Source organism: Stenotrophomonas sp. 10L48, from assembly GCF_056395105.1.
Genome location: NZ_JBFTIX010000013.1, coordinates 57,102 through 77,179 on the forward strand (window position 1 = coordinate 57,102; position 20,078 = coordinate 77,179).

Consider the following 20,078-nt stretch of genomic DNA (forward strand, 5'->3'; position numbering starts at 1 on the left):
TATTCTTAGCAAATGGCAACCGCCCTGCTGTGACATCCCTCACAGGATGAACACGCAGCCCCTGGCGTCCCCTTGCACTCCCCAGTGCCGGCCCCAGCCGCCACCTTGCGTAATCTATACTCTGCGACCACGAAATTCGCAATCGGAATCTGACACCGATGACCCGTCTCCGCCGCTGGCTGCGCTGGATCTTTCTTGTTGTCCTGGTCCTGGCGCTGGTCGGAGCGGCCGCCGTTGGCGGCCTGTACTACGCCGTTTCTTCCAAGCTTCCCGACGTGCAGACCCTGCGCGACGTGGAAATGCAGGAGCCGATGTACGTCTACGCTGCCGACGGCAAGCTGATGGCGGTATTCGGTGAGACCCGGCGTACCCCCATCACCATGAAGGACGTGCCGGAGAAGCTGAAACAGGCGTTCCTGGCCACCGAGGATGCCCGTTTCTACGAGCACGGCGGCGTGGACTACAAGGGCATCGGTCGCGCGGTGTGGCTGCTGGCCACCACCAACGACAAGCGCGTGCCCGGTGGCTCCACCATCACCCAGCAGGTGGCCCGCCAGTTCTTCCTCAGCTCCGAGTACAGCTATACCCGCAAGCTGGCCGAGATCCTGCTGGCGCGCAAGATCGAGTCCGAGCTGAGCAAGGACGAGATCTTCGAGCTGTACCTGAACAAGAGTTTCTTCGGCAACCGCGCCTACGGCGTGGCCGCCGCCGCCGAGTTCTACTACGGCAAGAAGCTGGGCGAGCTGGACCTGGACGAGATGGCCTCGCTGGCCGGCATCCCCAAGTTCCCGTCCTCGGGCAACCCGATCTCCAACCCGGAGCGCGCCCGCCAGCGTCGTGACAACTATGTGCTGCAGCGCATGGCCGACCTGAAGTTCGTCAGCCAGGCCGAGGCCGATGCGGCCAAGGCCGTGCCGATGCACGCCACCGCCCACGAGCCGCCGGTGCAGGTCGATGCCCCGTACGTGGCCGAGCTGGTGCGCCAGGAAATAATCGCCCGCTTTGGCGGCGACGTGGTCAACAAGGGCTACCACGTCACCACCACCATCGATTCGACCCTGCAGACCGCCGCCAACCTGTCGGTGCGCGACGGCCTGCTGCTGTACGACCATCGCCACGGCTGGCACGGCGTGGAGAAGCAGGTACAGCTGGGCGCCGGCGACGACGCCGCGGCCCTGGCCGAGCACCTGCGCGGCATGTTCGGCCAGGCCGGCCTGCTGCCGGCGATCGTCGCCAGCACCGGCGCCGACGGCAGTGCCACCGTGGTGCTGGCCAACCGCAGCGAGATCGTGCTGCCGGCCGGTGCCGCCAAGTGGACCAACAAGAGCCCGGCCAAGCTGGTGCAGCGCGGCGACATCGTGCGCGTGCGCGCTGGTGCCAAGGAGGGCGAATGGCTGCTCGACCAGCTCCCGCGCGGCCAGTCCGCCCTGGTTTCGCTGGACGCCCACAGCGGCGCCCTGAAGGCGCTGGTCGGTGGCTTCAGCTTCTCCGGCAACAAGTTCAACCGTGCCACCCAGGCCCGTCGCCAGCCCGGCTCGAGCTTCAAGCCGTTCGTCTACGCGGCCGCCTTCGACAAGGGCTACAACCCGGCCTCGATCGTGCTCGACGCCCCGGTCGTGTTCCGCGACCGCCGCGGCAAGACCTGGGCACCGCAGAACGACGGCGGCGGCTTCCGCGGCCCGATGCGCCTGCGTGAAGCGCTGGTGCAGTCACGCAACCTGGTCTCGGTGCGCCTGCTTGATGGCATGGGCGTGGACTACGCGCGCAAGTACATCAGCCAGTTCGGCTTTGCCGAATCCGAGCTGCCGCCGAACCTGTCGATGTCGCTGGGTACCGCCTCGCTGACCCCGCTGTCGGTGGCCCGCGGCTACGCCGTGTTCGCCAACGGCGGCTCACGCGTGGACACCTGGCTGATCGACCAGGTCAACGACCGCGATGGCAACCTGGTGTTCAAGGAAAACCCGGCGATGGCCTGCCGCGACTGCGCCGGCAGCAGCGACCAGCCGGTGAACCAGGTCGTGGACGGCTTCAACTTCGGCGCCCCGGCACCCAAGGTCGATGCCACCGCCGCTGCCAAGCCGGAAGCCAAGACCGAAACGCCGGCCGCACCCGCCAACCCGGACGCGCGTACCGCACCGCGTGCGATCGACGCCCGCACCGCCTACCAGCTGGTGTCGATGATGCGCGACGTGGTCCAGCGCGGCACCGGCGCGCAGGCCAAGGTACTTGGCCGCGAAGACGTGGGCGGCAAGACCGGCTCCACCAATGATCACCGTGACGCCTGGTTCTCCGGCTTCGGCGGCCCGTACGTGACCACCGTGTGGGTGGGCCGCGACGACTTCCGCTCGCTGGGCTACCGCGAATACGGTGGCAAGGCCGCCCTGCCGATCTGGATCGACTACATGCGCACCGCGCTGAAGGACACCCCGATCGCACAGAACGAACCGCCGAGCGGCATGGTCCAGGCCACCCTCAACGGTGCGGTGGAGTGGGTGAAGGTGGAAGACATGGATCGCCTGACCGACTACGACCTCAACCTGCAGAGCACCCCGCAGGCTGACGCGGCCGCGTTCGATATCTTCTGAAGCCAGGCGGGGTGGGTGCCAACCGTTGGTTGGCACCATGGCCCGACGTTGCCTTGGTAGTCGCCAACCTTGGTTGGCGCCGATGCATTCGCCGGGCATGGCCCGGCGCTACCCCGCTAGATGCCAACCTTGGTTGGCGCCGATGCATCCGCCGGGCATGGCCCGGCGCTACCATGCCGCACCCGTCGGGCGCCCTCTCCCGGTAGCGCCGGGCCATGCCCGGCGAGCGTAGCGGCACCTGTGCGAAATACCCACGCAGATGTCACACGCCTGCGCTAGTCTGTGGCCAGGTCGCAACAGGGAGTCATCGCATGCACCGCGCTCACCAGCATGCTGCCAGCCAGACCCGCGAACGGCGTCATCGCCTCGCCCACGAAGCCGCCCGGCTGATGGCCGAAGGCGGAATCCGCGACTTCCACCAGGCCAAACTCAAGGCTGCCAGCCGCCTTGGCATCCACGACGATGCTTCCCTGCCCCGCAACGTCGAGATCGAACAGGCCCTGCGCGAGTACCAGCGGCTGTTCTCCGGCCCGCAGCACGGCAGCGAACTACAGCGGCGGCGCGAGTCCGCGTTGCGGGCGCTGGAGTTCCTGCACGGGTTTTCGCCGCGCCTGGCCGGACCGGTGCTGGACGGCACCGCCGATGCCAACAGCCCCGTGCAATTGCACCTGCACAGTGACGACCCGGAGGCCGTGCATCGCTTCCTGGACGAACATCGCATCCCCGCCGAATCGCGTACGCGGCGCCTGCGGATGGACCGTGAGCGCAACCTGGATGTGCCGGTGTGGGTGTTCAGTGCCGAAGACCTGACCTTCGACCTGGCCGTCCTGCCCTACGATGCGTTGCGCCAGGCCCCGCTGTCGCCGGTGGACGAGAAACCCATGCGGCGGGCCTCGGCCACGCAGTTGCGGCAGCTGCTGGCCGAGATGGAAATCACCGCCTACATCGGCGGTTGATCCTGGTAGAGCCGGGCCTGTGCCCGGCTCTGCGCCAAGAGCAGCCGAGCATGGCCCGGCGCTACTGGAAGATCAGCTGTTCCTGGGCAGGGGTTGCCAATCGTGCCAGCCACGGCACCGCCGCACGGTACGGGTACTCGGCCATCATGCGCGCATGCATCTTCTGCAGGTCATGCAGGTTCCAGGCATGCGAATACACATCCTGGAAGTCATCCGCCCAACCACTGCGCACGCGCGTGCGTTCGCCATCAAGGTTCGGCACCAGGTACCACGGCACCTGCAGGATCTCGGCGAGCGCCTTGTTGCGTACCGCACTCTCGTGCCCCGACCGCTGCAGCTGTTCGATGCGGAAACTCACGCGGCGGCAAGGAAACGGCATGCAGGCACCGGTAGCGTTGATGTAGTCGGCGATGTCGGCGTACATGTCCGCCTGCAGCTTCATCGCCACCGGATCCTGCAGGGTCTGCCGGACCCGCAGCGTTCGCTGGGTGCTGCCGCGGATCTCCGCAGCACTGTAGAAGGGATCACCCGGCGTGGTGCCGCCGTGGCGCACCAGCACGATGCGGTGGATCGCTTCGTCGGTCAGCACCTCCACCCGCACGGCTGCGGCCTCCGGATGGATGCGCGGCTGCGGCACGTTCACCACGCGCCAGAACCCCCACACCATCAACCCCATGCAGACCATCAGCACCAGGCAGGCCAGCGTCCACGTATCCATGTCGTGGGTGAAGTAGCGGATGCGGGCGCGCCACAGGTAGTAGCGCCGATAGGTCATGAAGCGGCTCATGAAGCGATACATTGCAACCTCCTCTGCAATGGCCCCGGCGCGGCGGGGCTCGTTACGCGCACCACACCGGGGCGCCATGGCTTACCAGCCGATGCCCACACCCACGCCCATGCTGCGTTCACCGCTGTTGGTGAAGGCACCATTGAGGCTGAAGGTGGCTGAGCCCTTGTCGTTGAGCACGCGCTGGTAACCCACCGCCATGGCCGACTCGCCCTCGGCGTAGCCCACACCCGCGCCAAGGCGGTTGTAGGTGGCCAGGCCAGCGGTGTTCATGGCCATGGCCGTCTGCGCACTGCTCATCGCCGCCATGCGGTTGAAGCGCTTGTCCATCTTGTCCAGGCGGCGCTCGAAGTTGCTGATCGCACCATCGGTGTACTCGTTGGCGCGGGCCAGCATCTTTTCCAGCTCGGCGGTATCAACCTGCGGCGTGGGCGCGGGCGAGTCATCCTTTTTCGCCTTCGGCTGCGATGCAGGCGAAGCGCCCTCGCCTGCCGAAGCGACCTGCGGCGAACCGCTGGCTTCCGGGCTTGGCATGATCTCTTCGGTCGGCGCCGCCGATGCCGTGGCCATTGCACGCGCCTGCGGCTGGCCGTCCACGCGCTGCTCCAGGCCATCGATGCGACCGTTGAGCTGCTGCTGCGCGGCATGCAACTGGCCACCGTTGACCGCCTCGCGGCTGCCGGCGGCGATCAAGCCGTTGGCGACGTTGGAGATGACCATGCCGTTGGCACCCGCCAGGGTGAGCTGGGCGGTGCCGTCGCTGCGGACGGACGGAGATTCCTGGAACACCGAGCGGAGCTGGGTTTCCACGTGGTCGACACGAGACCCGGTGGTGACTACGGCCGAGTCGAGCGTGGCGAGGGCTTCATTGATGGTGTTCTGCTGCTGGCCCTGGACGTTGAAGCCGGGGCTTGTGACGTTGCCGTTGGCGTCTATGTTGCCGCCGAGGGCAGACAGTGCGCCACGGAGCTGGCCGATGGTGGCGGCGTCGTTGGCGTTGCGGCCGTTGGCTACGTTGACGAGGCGGCGCTGGTATCTGCTATTTCCGAAGGATGCCGTGTCTGCCTCTGTGGCAACGGATCCCATGCCAATGGCGGCGGACCTGACCGCACCGACTTCTGTTCTAGTGACTGCGCCTAGCGCCACGCTATCAGAACCAGCCGTACGTGACCCTACACCGAGAGCGAATGCGCTATCTGCTCCCTGTTCGACCAAGGCCCCTCTCCCCAGAGCAACGGAATTCTTGCCCAAAGCAATCGCAAAAGCGCCAACGGCTGTTCCACCCTCACCTCCATCCTTAGGTGTGGCTTGCGCGGATTCACCAATCGCAACACCAAACGATCCAGCCTTGGCGTCCTCACTCAAATCGTCCCGACCGATTTTGAAGAATCGATGAGTCGATTCAACGCTCGCGATTCGCTGATTAGTCACATACAGCTGACTGCCGTTAACTGCATCAGTACTGAAGGCAGATGAGATATCCCCCGAATCAATCCCAGTCAATCGCGATCCAGCGAAATCAATCGGCCCTCCTCGTTCATCAAGTGCTTGCTGAAGAACATACCTCACGCCTTTATCTGACATGCCCTTCATACGCTCGATCTCATCTCCGTTCCTAGCGATTTCCTGCTTGGCTGCGTACAGCTGACTGCCAGTCACCGCATCACGACTATCCGCATCAATACGCCCATCGACGAGATTCGACAGAATCATGCCCTGCGCACCAGCCAGGTTCAGTTGGCCGATTCCATCTGCGCTCGTTGACGGCGACTGTTGGAATGTCGCGCGCAGCTGGCCTTCGACGCCATCTACGCGACTATCGGCCCTGAGCACTGCACCATCGAGAATAGCCAAGGCGTCACCTACATTGCTCTGCGTACCACCCTGTACGTTGTAGACGGGCGCTATCACGCCACCTTGGCTGCTCAACCTCGCACCACCTCCTAAAGTGGAGAGGGATTCAGACAACTGGACGATGGCGACAGCTTCGGCATCGCCGAGTCCTCGAGAAACGCCGGTCAACCTTCGACGGATGCTGTCATTTCCAAAAGAAACGGTGTCAGGTTCTGATGCAATTGAGCCATAGCCAACTGCGACACTATTGTTTGCTCCCGCCTGCACCTGACTTTCCGCGCCCAGTGCTACCCCTCGGTTCGCGTTGACGGATGTGCCAACGCCCAATGCAAAGCCACCTTCTGCACTTCCAGCAACGTACGCTGCGCGACCTATGGCGATGGAGTTCTTTCCCACCGCGCGAGAAAATGCCCCTATCGCGACTCCACCTTCACCACCGACGGTTGCTTCAGCCGAATCACCGATTGCAACTGCCCCCACTCCTGCGGCCGATGCTCGTTGGCTGCCACCTATACCGATTGATACGAACTTTCCCACGCTCTCAAGCGCCAGGATTCTCTCGTTGGCCGCAAACAACTGCCCACCATTCACCGCATCGGTACTGGACGCAGAGCTGATATCCCCCGCTGCCACACCCCGCACCTTGCCGCCGTCCAGATCAATGGAGCCGTCAGCTGCGTAGCGGACCACACCCTCCAGATCGGGATCGAAGTTGTCGAACTCGGTACGCAGGGCATCCAGATCGCGCCGGTTGTCGGCGATACCCGTCTGGTGCCCAGAAATCTGCGAGGCATGACTGGTCAGCAGGGACTGATTTGCAGTGACTTTCTCGTCAACGGCAAACAGCTGCTTGCCCGTTACTGCATCCGTGCTGGTGTTGCTCAACGCGGCATCCGCCACGTTTACCAATTTGCGCTTCAGCGTCGCGTTGCCAACAGAGACCTGGCTGGTGCCGGTCGTCACGGACTTCTCGCCCAAGGCCACCGCATTGTCGTGCAATGCCTTCGCGTTTCCACCGAGGGCGACAGCATAGTGGGCCGTCACACTGGAAGCGCTGCCTACAGCGATTGCATTGGTGCCTACGGCATTGGCCGTGTTGCCCAGAGCGATTGCTGCCACGCCATTGCCCTTGGCAGCATTACCCATCGCCATGGCCAGGTTTCCGGTCGCGGTTGCTTTGTTCGCCTCGCTCACCTCAGCCGCTGTGGCAAGTAGATTGTTCGTGGCCCGGGCTCTGCGCAAGGCCTCTTGCGCAGCGGCTTGCGCTGCAGCCAGGTCCTGATTGGTGGCATGCAACTGGTTGCCGGTGATCGCGTCGGTACTGCCCGCCGCGATCACGCCATCGGCCAGGTACTGGATCTTTCGCCTGTTGGAGGAATTTCCGACCGAGATGGTATTGGCGCCTGCTGTTACCGAACCGGCCCCCAGGGCTACGGCATTGGCGTGCGTGGCACTGGCGCGATCTCCCAGAGCTACCGCACTGGCGCTGCCTGCCTTGGCGAGGTTCCCGACAGCAGTGGAATACGTTCCGCTGGCAGCCGACTCACGTCCCAGTGCGGTGGCCTGAGTGGCCGTCGCCTGTGCAGAGAATCCAAACGCGCTGGCGTGGGTACCTTGCGCCTTGGCCTGTGTGCCCGCAGCGAATGCGCCGGTGCCACTGGCAACTGCCTTGTTGGCGTTGGACATGGCCGTGCCCACTGCTGTGATATAGCCACTGGACGTCGCTGTGCCCAGAGCATTTTCGGCGATGGTTTTGGCGGTCGTCGCGTTGGACGTCGCGGTCGCCACCAATGCGTTGGTAGCGTGCAACTGGTTGCCGGTGATCGCGTCGGTACTGCCCGCCGCAATCACGCCATCGGCCAGGTACTGGATCTTCCGCCTGTTGGAGGAACTTCCGACCGAGACGCTGTTGGCTCCAGAGGTGACCGAGTTGCTGCCGAGTGCAACCGAATTCCCATGCGTCGCGATTGCCCCGCGACCAAGGGCCACCGTACCGTTGGTGCTTGTCTTGGCCTGATAGCCGATGGCAACCCCATCATGCGTGGAACTGGCACTGCCGCCCAAGGCGACGGCACCCGTCCAGCCGCTGCTGCCAGCGAAGGCACCTGCGCCAATGGCAATACGCGCTACTCCGGACCCGGGTGCCGTGCGCGCGCCGCCGCCCAATGCGAGTGTATCTTCACCGTCAGCCGTTGCCTCAACACCTATCGCAAGCGCACGGCTGCCGATTGCCTTGGCGGCATTGGCACTGGATGGCGCAGTCCCCGTCGCCAGCAACGTCTGACTCTGGCGTACGCTGGCCAGCGCCTGCTGCGTAGCATGCAACTGCCTGCCGGTCACGACCTCGCTGCTGTTTGCGTCGACCGCACCATCGGCGACATAGACAATCTTGCGTCGCGTTCCGCCATTTCCGACCGATACCTGATTGTCACCATAGTCATTGGAATCCGCCCCAAGCACGATGGAATTGCGCCCGGCCGCGAGCGCGCCGCTCCCCAGCGCAATCGCGTTGTAGCCGTAGGATTTTGCATCGTTACCCACCGCGACGCTGCCAATCTCCCAGGCAACGGCCTGATGCCCCAGCGCAGTCGCATGTTGCCCGTTGGCATTGGCTTGGTAGCCAAGTGCCACGCCGTAGTTGTTGGAGTGTGCCCATACGCCGACCGCGACTGCCCTGTTGAGAGCACCAGCATACGAACCGAGCTGGACGAAGTCGCTGTAGGCCAGCGGAAGCGCGTTCGCGCGGGAGAACGCTCGCCCGCTGGGAGCGGTGGCGGCATCCTCGTGCACAAGCATGGCGCTTGCGTTGAACGGGCCAAAGGCAGCGTACAGGGCGTCTTCCATCCACTCATCAGCGCCTGTTTCGAGATGGCCCGCTGTGGCTGCCATGACCGATGCCGGCAGCATGGCCAGCACCAGCGCCAGTCCGGGACCACGCGATGTGTGCCTGCGCGTGCCGCGCGCTGCCACCAGTTCGCTTGCAACCACCCAGCATTGGCGGGCGGCGGACCAGAGCCGTCGATAGATCTTGTTCATGGGATTCTCCTTAACAAACGGAACAGAAGGAACCGCTGTGGCACCAAGCCACAGCGGCGAGATGCACTCAGAGCGCGACGTTGTGCACGTGCTCGCGATAGCCATCGCGGGTCAGCCGGTAGCGCAGCTGCAGCGTGTGGCCCGGCTGCAGGGCAAATGGCAGTTCCAGCGCGCTGCCGGGATACAGGCTGCGCGAGACGTCATGTGCGGTGCAGCGCGCGCCATCGCAGTCAGCGATGCTGGTGATGCCCACGCGTACCGTGCCGGTGTTGCGCAGTTGGCTTCCCTCCACCTGCACGTCCATCGTCGATTGCGCGGGCAGCACATTGACCAGCGCGCCCCAGACCAGGCTGACGCCGACATTGGCCTGGGCCTTCTCACCCTCGCCTGCCGGGTCCGCACGTTCGGGGCCGCGCACGCCCTCGAAGTACACGCGGTATGCCGTTTCCTTTTCGACCGGCTGCAGCGGAATCACACGGATCAGCCGGTTGCCGCCACCGGCGAGGGCGAACTTTCCCGGCGTGATGGCGATGGCGGCCTCATTCGGCTCCACCTCAACCTCCTGTTCACCTGCCCCCGCCGGGTCGACGATGCGCTTGATAGATGCCTGCACGTACTGCGGTTGGGTGGACTGCGAGTAGATGCGTATCTGTGCGCCTTTCTTCGCGTCCACCGACGTACGCATGGGGTGCACGGTGAGATTGGCATGGGCAGGCAACGCCATCAGCAGCGACAGCGGCAGCAGGCAGCGGACTAGGGGTTTCATCGGGGACTCCATGTGGGGTTCAGGGCGTGACGGTGGGAACACGCAGTTCCACCCTGAGATCGCCGCTGTAGTAGCCGGGGCGCTTGGTGCTGACCGGCACGCGCGGTGTTTCCAGCGTCAATGGTGTAGGCACGCAGAACACCGGCTGCGTCATGCCGGGCAGCAACACCAGCCGCAGTCGTGCGGTATCGATGCCGTGCAGCAACTGCTCGACGCCGTTGCGCATGGGCACTGCACTGCCGTTGTGATCCAGGGTGACGGTGTAGTCCACGCGCTGGGTGGCATCACTGCCGCCATCGACGTGCCATACCGAGTAGCCCGAGGGCCCGGGAGGTTGCGCGCCGCTGTCACGCACGGTGACGCCGAGGTAGCTGCTCTGCGAGCCAAGTCCGTCGTACAGGCACATGTCGAGCTGGGTACGCCCGCCGATGGTCTGCGCGATCGGGTCGTACTGCAGGTTCAGGCCAACGTGAGGGTTGACCTGGTCGAAAAGCGGGAAGTAGATGGAGACCGCGTTGTGATCGGTGATGGTGAAGTCGAAGGAGAACGAGTAGTCCGCAAGGTGCTGGTGGGGCGGCATTCGTAGCGTCAGGTCCAATACGGCCGACCAGTGACCCGCTACAAGCTGGCTCAACTGACCGGAAGTCAGCTTCATCTCGACGGATGTGCCCACGCGATCAATACCCGCGCACGAGCCTGTGGTGGAAGACCAGACTGGCCGGAGCGGCCCGGACCAGTAGTCAAAGCTGCAGGCGAACGTAGCGTCGATACGACGGATGGCAGCGGTGACTTCCACATCCACCTCCATACCGCTGCGACTTTCCGTGAACCTCAGTGGGATTGTGCTAACGGCCCCTCTACTATCCTCCAAGGTGTCATTAGTCGGGCACTTTCCGCGTTCCGAGCTGGAGTTCGAGCTGCACGTCATGAACATATGACCGTAGCCCAGCGTGCCCTGCTCCTCGTATCCAAATACAGTTTTGGATGGCCACAACTCGATATCTCCCGGCATCGCAGAGCGATCCCAACTCATCACGATGTCGCGGTGCTCGCTCGACGGATGCGTCTCCGGCGGCTGTTGCGCCATCGCTCGCGGCACCAACACCACCAGCCCACACAACACCGCCATCACCCACCACAACCGACGGCTCACTTCGCACCTCCCGCTGCTGCGGTCTGTGGCGTGGAGGCGATCAGCGCCTGCTCCTGCAGCAGCCGCGTCACCCGTGCCTGGTGGCGGATGTCGGCCGGCAGCTGGGCCACGGCCAGCGGCTCGCACTGCACGGCGCCTACCAGCATCACCACGCTGCGGCGCTCGCGCACCTGCAGCGGGCAGTGCAGCAACCGGTCGTCCTGCAGCAGGTACAGGGTCTTCTCGCGTCGTGGGAAGTCGGCCACGAAACCTCCATTGCTGCCGGTGCCGGGCACCGGCGCGTTGAGAATGCGGGCACCGCGCAGCGGTGCGCCGGCGATGTCCTGGGCGTTGCCGATGAAGGTGTAGGTCACTTCAATCGGCACCGGCATGCGCACCAGCCGGCCTGGTGGCAGGAACAACGGACGCGCGCCGCCCACACCGCTCACGCGCACGGCGGCGATGCTGTCCAGGGCGCTGGCGTCCTGCACTTCAGCGCGGTGCGACTGGTAGGCGGAAATCGGCAGCAGCCGGCGCTCGCCCAGCTTCAGTCGCTGTCGACGCAGCCCGCCCACCTGCAGCTCGGCGGCAACACCGCTCAGGTCCAGGTCGTCGGTGTCATCCACCTGCACTGCCAGCCCCGCGGCGGCGCCAACGCCAGCGCCCCAGTACACGCCGCGCTTGCCGATGGCCAGGCCGGAACTGTGCGTGGCGCTGTACGCCACTTCGTTGCCACCCTGGTGCTGGTAGCGCGACACCGTGGCACCGGTCTGGCCGATGCGGTTCTGCAGCTGGGTACTCAGCGTGGCGCTGTAGCGCTCGTTGTTGTTGCCGCGCAGTTCGCCCGATACCTCGCGGTACTGATCCTCGTATTCCTGGCGCAGCGTCTTCCCGGCGCTGTAGTTGATGTCCGGCCGCGCATGCTGTGGTTGCCGCACGTCCACGCCATAGCGTCGCTGCGAACTGCCGCGGTCATCGTGCTGCAGGCGGTTGAGGCTGAAATTGAGGTAGATGCCGCGGTCACGTCCATCGCGCAGTCCACCGCCGCTGGTCTGCTGCCACACGCCGATGCGGCTGGAGACACTGAACTCGCCCCAGCGCTGGCTGCGGCTGTAGCTGGCCTGCCAGGTGCGGCTGAGCTGCGGTATGCGCGTGGGCTGTGGCATCCACGGCGGCAGCAGCGGGTCAAGCCCGGCCAGCGGATCATCATCCAGCCCCGGCCGCACGGTGCCTGCACGCCAGGTCTGGCGGCGCGTATAGGCCACGTAGGCGTTGCCGCCGGCCACCGGCAGCGCCATCGAGGCGCTGAGCGAATCGGCGCAGCCGAGCCGGTCGCGGGCGTCATCCTCGAACTGGCAGGCACGGCCGCGCATGCGCTGGTGGTACACATTCCACGAAGCACGGCGACGGTAGGAAAGCTGATGCTGCTGGCCACGGCTGCCATCGCTGCCGTGCATGCCACTGAAGGTGGCGCGGACCTCCTGGGTCGCAAACACATGGCGCAGGTCCACCCGCAGTTCGCCGTAGCTGAAACCGCCCAGATCGGCGATGCCAGCGGTCATGGCCACGTTGCGCCCCATCGGCACGCGCAGGCCGCCCATGGCCGCCAGTTCGTCGTCGAAGCGGTCGCTGCGGCGCTCGTTGCGGCGGCCCCCCTGCAGAAACCACTGCACGCTGCTGTCGGTCCAGTCACCGCCCTTGTCGAACGGCGCGTCCTCGTTGCGTACCAGCACGCCGTCTTCGTAGATGCGCAGGCTGACGGTGTAGTTGCCCATGGGGAACCGGCGCGTATCGAGCTGGTTGATGCCTGCCTGCAGGTAGAAGGTCTGCAACAGGCGCTCGCCATCGAACGCATCCACACGCGCATCGCGCGCCAGCAGCACGGTGAGGGGCGTGGCCTGCACGGCGGCGGCGGAGTCCACGTAGGCCTGCGTGGTGCCCAGCCGCAGGCCCTGGAAGCGATCCATCGGCAGCATGCTGAAACTGAAGGTGCCGCCCTGCGGGCTGCTCAGGTTGCGGCGGTCCATGCGCCCGGCCTGCAGGTAGTGCTGCTGGCCCAGGTCATGGCGGTAGTAGGCGTTGTCTAGCTGGAAACGGCGGCTGGCAAGACCGCCGCGGTAGTGCTGCTGGCTGAAGGTCCAGTCGGCGGACAGGTGCCCGCGCTGGAACACGCCCAGTGCACCCATGCCCTGCGCGGCCAGCGCCTGGTAGCCCCGGCCACCGCTGACATTGAAGGTGTGCTGGTGCAGGAAGGCGTTCTCGGCATTGGCGCTGACCTGGTGGTAGCGCTCGGCAGCCGGCTCGCCGGGGATCCATTGGCGGGCGACAAACAGGCGCACTGCGCCCTCGCCTTCGTCATACAGCGCGCGCACGGCAGTGGGCTCCTGGGGAGGATCGATGTACCCGCAACCGGCACTGGCACCGCCGTAACGGCATGCCAGGTGGCTGTTGCGCGGCAGCGGCTGCGACAAGGCCGGCAGCAGCGCAGCCTGCGCTTCGGCGGACAGCTGCAATGCCTGCAGCGCCTCGGCCGGGGTTTCCAGCTGCACGTGTTCCAGGGTCACGCGCACCGGCACCAGCCCGGTCGAACGACCGAACAGACGGATCTCCAGTTGTTCGGTCTGGCCTTCGACCAGATCCTCGAAACCGGCGGGAACGCCGCGCGCCGCGACCAGGGGTGTGGCCAGCGACAGGGCGAGCGCGACCGCCAGCCGGGTGACGGCGGGTGCGGGAGCATTCATGGGGATTACCGGAAGCAGCCGGCCCGGCAAGCGGGCCGGCGCGGGTGCCTTACGGGCTGGTGGTCTTCTGCTGCATGGCGATGGTGACGATGCCTTCGTAGCTGCCGCCGCGGGCGATCGGCGCCTGGACGGTCTGTGCAATACGCAGCGCCAGCGGGATCGATGCGCCCGGCAGTGCGCCGTCGAACAGGTCGGTTGCGGAGAAGTCCTGCGCCGCCACGGTCAGCGCCCTGCCATTGAGGCTGACGGTCAGCGGCACCGGCGCGCCGCCACCATCGGTGTTGAGCAGCTGCGGGGTGCTGCCAACACGCACTTCGATGTCCTTGCTTTCATCGTTGGAGTAGATGCGCACCTGCTGCGACCAGGGCACCAGGCCGCTGACCGGGTTGTGGACCATGTTGACCACCGAATCCAGCGCAGTGCCATCGGCCTTGAGCAGGGCCAGGGTCGGATCGACGTTGGCCCAGACCTTGATGTCGGCATCGAATGCATTGGCGGACAGCGAAACGGTAGCCAGCGCTGCAGCGAGCGCGGCCTTCTTCAGGATGGAGTTCATGGTGTCTCTCTCGGACGGTGGGATATGAGGCCTCCAGTGCGGAGGCATCACCCGCCTGCGTGGGGGCGGGCGACGGAGAGAATGGTAGGTACGCCTACCCTGCGACGGCCATTCAACCATTCCTAAATAGCTGAACGTTAAGGAAATTCTTTGAAGGCGTTCAATGTTTGAGGGTTATGCAAATTTCCTCACCCGGTCTTTGCAACAAACCTCATTGCGAGACATGCACTTTGCAGAGTCGAGCCATGATCGACGCACGGGTGCTCGTGCTGAACACTGGTGGCCAATCCTGGCCACCAGCGTGCCTTGCAGCACCACAGGCTGGTCGTCACGCTGGTCGCGGATGTGATGATCCGAAAGATGTGGAAACGACATCCCGTGTCAGAAACCATTCATCCCGAACCCGACGCCTCTTTCAGGAACGATTCCATGGCCGCCACCAGAGCCAGCGGCGTCTCGTTCATCAGGTAGTGCCCGGCATCCTGCAGGACCTCCATCGTGGCCTGCCGGTAGCGGCGCAGATAGGTGCGCTCCATCAGTGCGCGGTTGAAGGTGGGATCGTGCCCGCCCACCAGCACCTTCAACCGATGCTTGCCGACGATCTCATTGCTGAAATCGGTATCCGCCCATGCTGGAAGATAGGCAGCAAATGCTGCAGGTGAAGCGTGTGCCGCCGAATACGCGGCCTTCCAGTCGAGCCATTGCGCTGGCAGCCGCCCGCCGGTACTGCGATCGATGATGGTCCGACGCACGCCTACGTCCCCCGCTGCCGCTTCAAGCAGGCTTCGCGTCGCGGCGTCGTGGGCAATGCCGCCGCAGGGCACCGGCGCAATGGCCACCATGCCGTGTACCCGATCCGGCGCAAGCACCGCCATGCATTCAATGGCCATGCCGCCCATCGAATGACCCGCCACGCTGAAGCGTTCGTGGCCCAGGACGGCCATCAGATCCAATGCATCGGATGCAATCTCGCCGATGGTATAGGCCCCGCGTGCACCGCGCATGCCGCCGTAGCCCCGGCAGTCCATGAAGATGTAGCTGAAGTCGTCGCGCGACAGCCATGGCTCGATGGGCTCGAACGCGTGCGCGTCGCCGAACCAGCCGTGCAGCACCAGGACAGCATGGGGTCCGTGTCCCACGCGATGGAAAGTATTGGTCATGTGGTTCCATTACAGCTGAGGGGAGCATTGATGCTAGGCAGCGCGGATCCGGCCCACCGTCGATGACGGGTCAATCGCTATAGAATCCGGGCCATGCGCAATTCGCTGCTTGATCCCTACGAAGACCTGCCACGCGATGTCGTGGTCACCTCGAACGACTACGCCGCCGAATTTGCGTTTCCCCGCCATGCCCACCGGCGCGGGCAGTTCGCATTCGCCGCGCGCGGCACCATCAGTGTGGCCACGCCGCAGGGGCGATGGCTGGTTCCCCCACGGCGCGCCTGCTGGGTGCCTGCAGGCCTGGCGCATGAGATGACCATGCGCGGGCCAGTGACGATGCTCAACGCCTTTCTCTCCGCCGAGGCGGCCGACGCAGTGGCGCTGCCGGAGCACTGCCGGGTGTACGCGGTCTCTGCGCTGTTGCAGCAGCTGCTGGAGGCGGCGGTGGACCTGCCCCCGCTGTACGACGAGGACGGGCGCGCAGGCAAACTGATGCAGCTGCTGGTGGCGGAAATCGCATCGATGCCGACACTTTCCCTGCATGCACCGCTGCCCGCCGATGCACGCCTCGCACGTGTCTGCCGCGCATTGCTCGACAGTCCTTCGCTGGCAGTCCGCCTCGATGACGTTGCCGCCGAAGCAGGCATGAGCCGGCGCACGTTCACGCGCCTGTTCCGCGCCGATACCGGGGTGGGTTTTGCCGAGTGGCGGCAGCAGGTGTGCCTGCTGGTGGCCATCGAGCGGCTGGGACAGGGCCAGGCGGTGACGCGTGTGGCATTGGACCTGGGCTATGCAAGCCCGAGCGCGTTTTCTGCTGCCTTCCGGCGTGTGCTGGGATGTTCGCCGAGCCGGTACGCAGAAGCGTAGTACTCGGCCGATGCTTGGTTGTCATGCGCGCTGCGCGCGTGGGTCGAGCGTCGCTCGACGCTGTAAATGTCCATGCGCGACTGGATGGCATCAGGCCGCCTCGCGGCGGCCTGATGGATCTCACTCAACGACACGATCTCAGAAGAAGATCGCGTACAGGATCAACAGCGGAATCGGCACGCCCAAGAACCAGAGCAGAAGCGTTTTCATGGCAGGTCTCCTTGCATCAGATGCGGGTTACAGGTCGCGGCGACGGCCGCCCCAGGTGGCGCTGAGGCTGGCGAAGAACGCGCCGATCAGCAGGGTGATGAACAGCCACAGTGCGGCATAGGCCGTGGCCTTGCGCGCATCGTCGGCAGCTTGCTTGGCGGTGTTCTTGGCCTTCTCCAGCGCAGCACGCATGCGGGTCTGCACGTCGGTCACACGGGCCTGCGCTTCAGCCGGGCTCATGCCCGTCTCGCGCGCGATCAGCTGCGACAGGTACTGGGTATCGGCCGGGTCCAGGCCGTCCCCCTGCAGACTGTTGACGATGATGCGGTTCACTTCGGCACGGACTTCGCGGCGGTCGCCCATCGGGCCATTGCCCGGCATCGGGCGCGGCGGCGGCGGGGCCGTGCGGGCGTCACGTGGGCCGACGCTGGCGGCGGCCGGGGGCGGCGGCGGTGCGGCAGGGTCCATTGGGCTGGTACCCGGCGCTGCGCCCGCTGCCGGCGCAACCGGAGGTGCACCGGCAGCGTCCGGGCCCGCCGTGGTGGCCCCGCGGAACAGCGAATCCACCCAGTAGTTGAGGTCGCTCTCCGGTGCGCCTGCAGCAGCGCTGCCAGCTCCGGCCACGGCAGCACCGGCAGTGGTGGCAGCGGCGCCTGCGGTCGCGCCGGCAACCTTTGCGCCGGCGCCCAGCACGCCACCGATGGCCGAGGTCAACAGGCCAGCAGTGAGCAGGGTCGCCACAGCCCAGGACACGAAGCCGTGCGCGGTGTCGCGGAAGTAGGTTTCATCACCGTGCAGCTGCGTCCACTTGGTGCGCAGGCGACCGGCCAGGTAGCCGCCAAGACCGGAAGCGGCCAGCGCGGTGAAGGTCAGCCACGCGACGCTGGTCCAGCCGAAGGTTTCCTTGGACACCCCTTCGAACGACCAGGGCGAAACCGAGGACAGGCCGAGGCCAACGCCCAGGATCAACAGGATCAGCGACAGTGCGGCAGCCGCAACGGCGCCGGCGAAAATGGCGCCCCAGGACACCGCGCTTTCGCTGGGCGGTGGCACGACGGGAGTGGCCACCACGGTGGCGATGTCAGGACCGAGTGGATCGCGCTCGGGCAGGTCGAAACGGGTACTCATGGGTTGGACGCTCCGTATCAGTGCTGCAGGTGCAGCTGGCGTCCTGAGGCTGCGCGAGCGCTTGTGAAGCTGGTGAGACCCTTGAATCACGCGGTCTTGCCGCGGCGAACATCGTGCCAAGCGCCCGGGCGCAGGAGATCCACGCCACGCGTGGATGGGAAAGCGTGCCAACCAAGGTTGGCATCTACCGAAGCCGGGGCGCAGTAGATCCACGCCATGCGTGGATGATGTTCCGCGGACACCCAAATCGTGCCAACCAAGGTTGGCACCCACCGAAGCCGGAGCGCAGTAGATCCACGCCATGCGTGGATGATGTTCCGCGGACACCCAAATCGTGCCAACCAAGGTTGGCACCCACCGAAGCCGGAGCGCAGGAGATCCACGCCATGCGCGGATGATGTTTCGCGGGCGCCGAAATCGTGCCAACCAAGGTTGGCCCCCACCGAAGCCGGGGCGCAGTAGATCCACGCCTTGCGTGGATGATGTTCCGCGGACACCCAAATCGTGCCAACCAAGGTTGGCACCCACCGAAGCCGGAGCGCAGTAGATCCACGCCATGCGTGGATGATGTTTCGCGGGCGCCGAAAGCGTGCCAACCAAGGTTGGCACCCACCGGAGCCGGGGCGCAGTAGATCCACGCCATGCGTGGATGATGTTTCGCGGGCGCCGAAAGCGTGCCAACCAAGGTTGGCATCTACCAAAAGCGAAGCAAAAAAAACGCCCCGCAATCGCGGGGCGTCTTCAGCACAACCTACCGCAGGCGATCAGCCCTGGTAGTCGCGCACGTCGTGGCCGGTGTAGACCTGGCGCGGACGGCCGATCTTCATTTCCGGGTCGACCTGCTGTTCCAGCCAATGCGAGACCCAGCCGGAGGTACGGCCCAAGGCGAACATGACGGTGAACATCTCGGTCGGGATCTGCAGCGCCTTGTAGATGATGCCGCTGTAGAAATCGACGTTCGGGTACAGCTTGCGCGCGACGAAGTACTCGTCCTGCAGCGCGGCCTGTTCCAGCTTCACGGCCACGTCCAGCAGCGGATCCTGCACGCCCAGCTGCTTGAGCACCTTGCCGGTCATCTCGCCGATGACCTTGGCACGCGGGTCGAAGTTCTTGTACACGCGGTGGCCGAAGCCCATCAGGCGGAAGCCGGAGGTCTTGTCCTTGGCCTTGAGCACGGCCGATTCGACGTTGTCGGCCGAACCGATCTCTTCCAGCATCTTCAGCACGGCTTCGTTGGCACCGCCGTGGGCCGGACCCCACAGCGCGGTGACGCCAGCGGCGACCGACGCATACGGGTTGGCACCGGTCGAACCGACCAGACGCACGGTCGAGGTCGACGCGTTCTGCTCGTGGTCGGCGTGCAGGATGAACAGCAGGTCCAGTGCCTTGACCACGTCCTGGTTCAGCTCGTACTTGCCATCAGCCGACTCGAAGGTCTGCTTCAGGAATCGGCTGACGTAGTCCAGCGAGGTATCCGGCTTGTTGGCCGGCAGGCCCTTGCCGTGGCGGTAGATCAGCGCCGACAGGGTCGGCACCTTGGCGATCAGGCGCACGGCAGCCTGGCGGCGCTGTTCGGCGTCGGACAGGTCCAGCGAGGCGTGGTAGATGCCCGACAGCTGCGCGATGGCGGCGGTCAGGATGGCCATCGGATGGGCATCCTTGGCGAAGCTGCCGATCAGGGTGTTGATCGACTCATCGACGTTGGCTTCGGCAGCCAGCTCGTCGGTGAAGGCCTTCAGCTGCTCGGCGCTCGGGCGCTCGCCGTTGATCAGCAGGTAGGCCACTTCGACGTAGCTCGACTTTTCCGACAGCTGCTCGATCGGGTAGCCGCGATACAGCAGCACGCCCTTGTCGCCGTCGATGTAGGTGATGGCGGACTTGCAGCTGGCCGTCGCGGTGAAACCGGAATCGTAGGTGAAATACCCCGTTTCCTTGGTCAGCTTCGCGATGTCGACGCAGTCGTTGCCGAGGGTGGGTTTGATGACGGGCAGAACGACCGACTTATCGCCGGCGTTGAGCGTGACCTGATCAAGATCGGACACTGTGTGCGCTCCTTCATGGGAAGGCGCCTGCCCAAGCGCATTGGTCAGGCACGTGAATGACGTCCTCGGCCTGTGCCGGGGATCAGGTCATTATCGCACAGCAGCATTTGCCGGGCGCTAGACAGAAGTCGTAGACGACAGGCAGCCGGCACCCTGCCAGCGAGCGGCCGGGATCGGCAAAAGCGTTGTCACAAGGACGCAGTGTTCCGTCCATCCAAACGCCCGTTGGGTAGGCGCTGGACAAAAACAAACGGCCGC

At 65.2% G+C, this 20,078-nt stretch carries 12 protein-coding genes; 3 read left to right on the plus strand and 9 right to left on the minus strand.

All coding sequences use genetic code 11. The features are described from left to right. Window positions 1-158 precede the first annotated feature (158 nt). Window positions 159-2,585, plus strand: coding sequence for a penicillin-binding protein 1A (locus AC1DCU_RS18510; protein ID WP_442251979.1), 2,427 nt, complete (start codon window positions 159-161; stop codon window positions 2,583-2,585). A 311-nt stretch (window positions 2,586-2,896) separates the two neighbouring features. Further along, window positions 2,897-3,541, plus strand: coding sequence for a hypothetical protein (locus tag AC1DCU_RS18515; protein ID WP_033831892.1), 645 nt, complete (start codon window positions 2,897-2,899; stop codon window positions 3,539-3,541). Window positions 3,542-3,602: 61 nt separating this feature from the next. Here the strand turns inward: AC1DCU_RS18515 and AC1DCU_RS18520 are convergent, their stop codons facing one another. The 7 genes from AC1DCU_RS18520 to AC1DCU_RS18550 form a co-directional block, all read right to left on the minus strand. Then, window positions 3,603-4,340 (minus strand): hypothetical protein, encoded by a 738-nt coding sequence (locus tag AC1DCU_RS18520; protein WP_032977004.1) that lies wholly within the window; start codon window positions 4,338-4,340, stop codon window positions 3,603-3,605. 69 nt (window positions 4,341-4,409) lie between these two features. After that, the gene (locus tag AC1DCU_RS18525; RefSeq protein WP_478013632.1) at window positions 4,410-9,218 is read right to left on the minus strand and encodes an ESPR-type extended signal peptide-containing protein; all 4,809 of its coding nucleotides are present in this window, start codon (window positions 9,216-9,218) and stop codon (window positions 4,410-4,412) included. Between the two features lie 67 nt (window positions 9,219-9,285). Then, window positions 9,286-9,984, minus strand: coding sequence for a pilus assembly protein (locus tag AC1DCU_RS18530; protein WP_442252296.1), 699 nt, complete (start codon window positions 9,982-9,984; stop codon window positions 9,286-9,288). A 19-nt stretch (window positions 9,985-10,003) separates the two neighbouring features. Further along, a complete protein-coding gene (locus AC1DCU_RS18535) occupies window positions 10,004-11,137 on the minus strand; it encodes a CfaE/CblD family pilus tip adhesin (protein WP_478013631.1) in 1,134 nt (377 codons plus the stop codon). Next, entirely contained in the window at window positions 11,134-13,857 is a 2,724-nt protein-coding gene (locus AC1DCU_RS18540; protein WP_442252295.1) for a TcfC E-set like domain-containing protein, read from the minus strand. The genes AC1DCU_RS18535 and AC1DCU_RS18540 overlap by 4 nt, the downstream gene beginning before the upstream one ends. A 49-nt stretch (window positions 13,858-13,906) precedes the next feature. Continuing rightward, window positions 13,907-14,413, minus strand: coding sequence for a CS1 type fimbrial major subunit (locus tag AC1DCU_RS18545; RefSeq protein ID WP_025874221.1), 507 nt, complete (start codon window positions 14,411-14,413; stop codon window positions 13,907-13,909). A gap of 392 nt (window positions 14,414-14,805) precedes the next feature. Continuing rightward, on the minus strand, window positions 14,806-15,525 hold the full coding sequence (locus AC1DCU_RS18550; protein WP_312965705.1) for an alpha/beta fold hydrolase: 720 nt from the start codon (window positions 15,523-15,525) through the stop codon (window positions 14,806-14,808). Window positions 15,526-15,666: 141 nt separating this feature from the next. Between AC1DCU_RS18550 and AC1DCU_RS18555 the strand changes: the two genes are divergently transcribed. Next, window positions 15,667-16,440 carry an AraC family transcriptional regulator gene (locus AC1DCU_RS18555; protein ID WP_394122614.1) on the plus strand — a complete coding sequence of 258 codons (774 nt, stop codon included), beginning with the start codon at window positions 15,667-15,669 and terminating at the stop codon, window positions 16,438-16,440. Window positions 16,441-16,677: 237 nt separating this feature from the next. Here the strand turns inward: AC1DCU_RS18555 and AC1DCU_RS18560 are convergent, their stop codons facing one another. Together AC1DCU_RS18560 and AC1DCU_RS18565 are read right to left on the minus strand one after the other, a co-directional pair. After that, entirely contained in the window at window positions 16,678-17,778 is a 1,101-nt protein-coding gene (locus AC1DCU_RS18560) for a hypothetical protein (RefSeq protein ID WP_154881016.1), read from the minus strand. Window positions 17,779-18,542: 764 nt separating this feature from the next. Further along, window positions 18,543-19,820, minus strand: a complete 1,278-nt coding sequence (locus AC1DCU_RS18565; protein WP_025874217.1) for a citrate synthase — start codon at window positions 19,818-19,820, stop codon at window positions 18,543-18,545. Window positions 19,821-20,078: the final 258 nt, after the last annotated feature.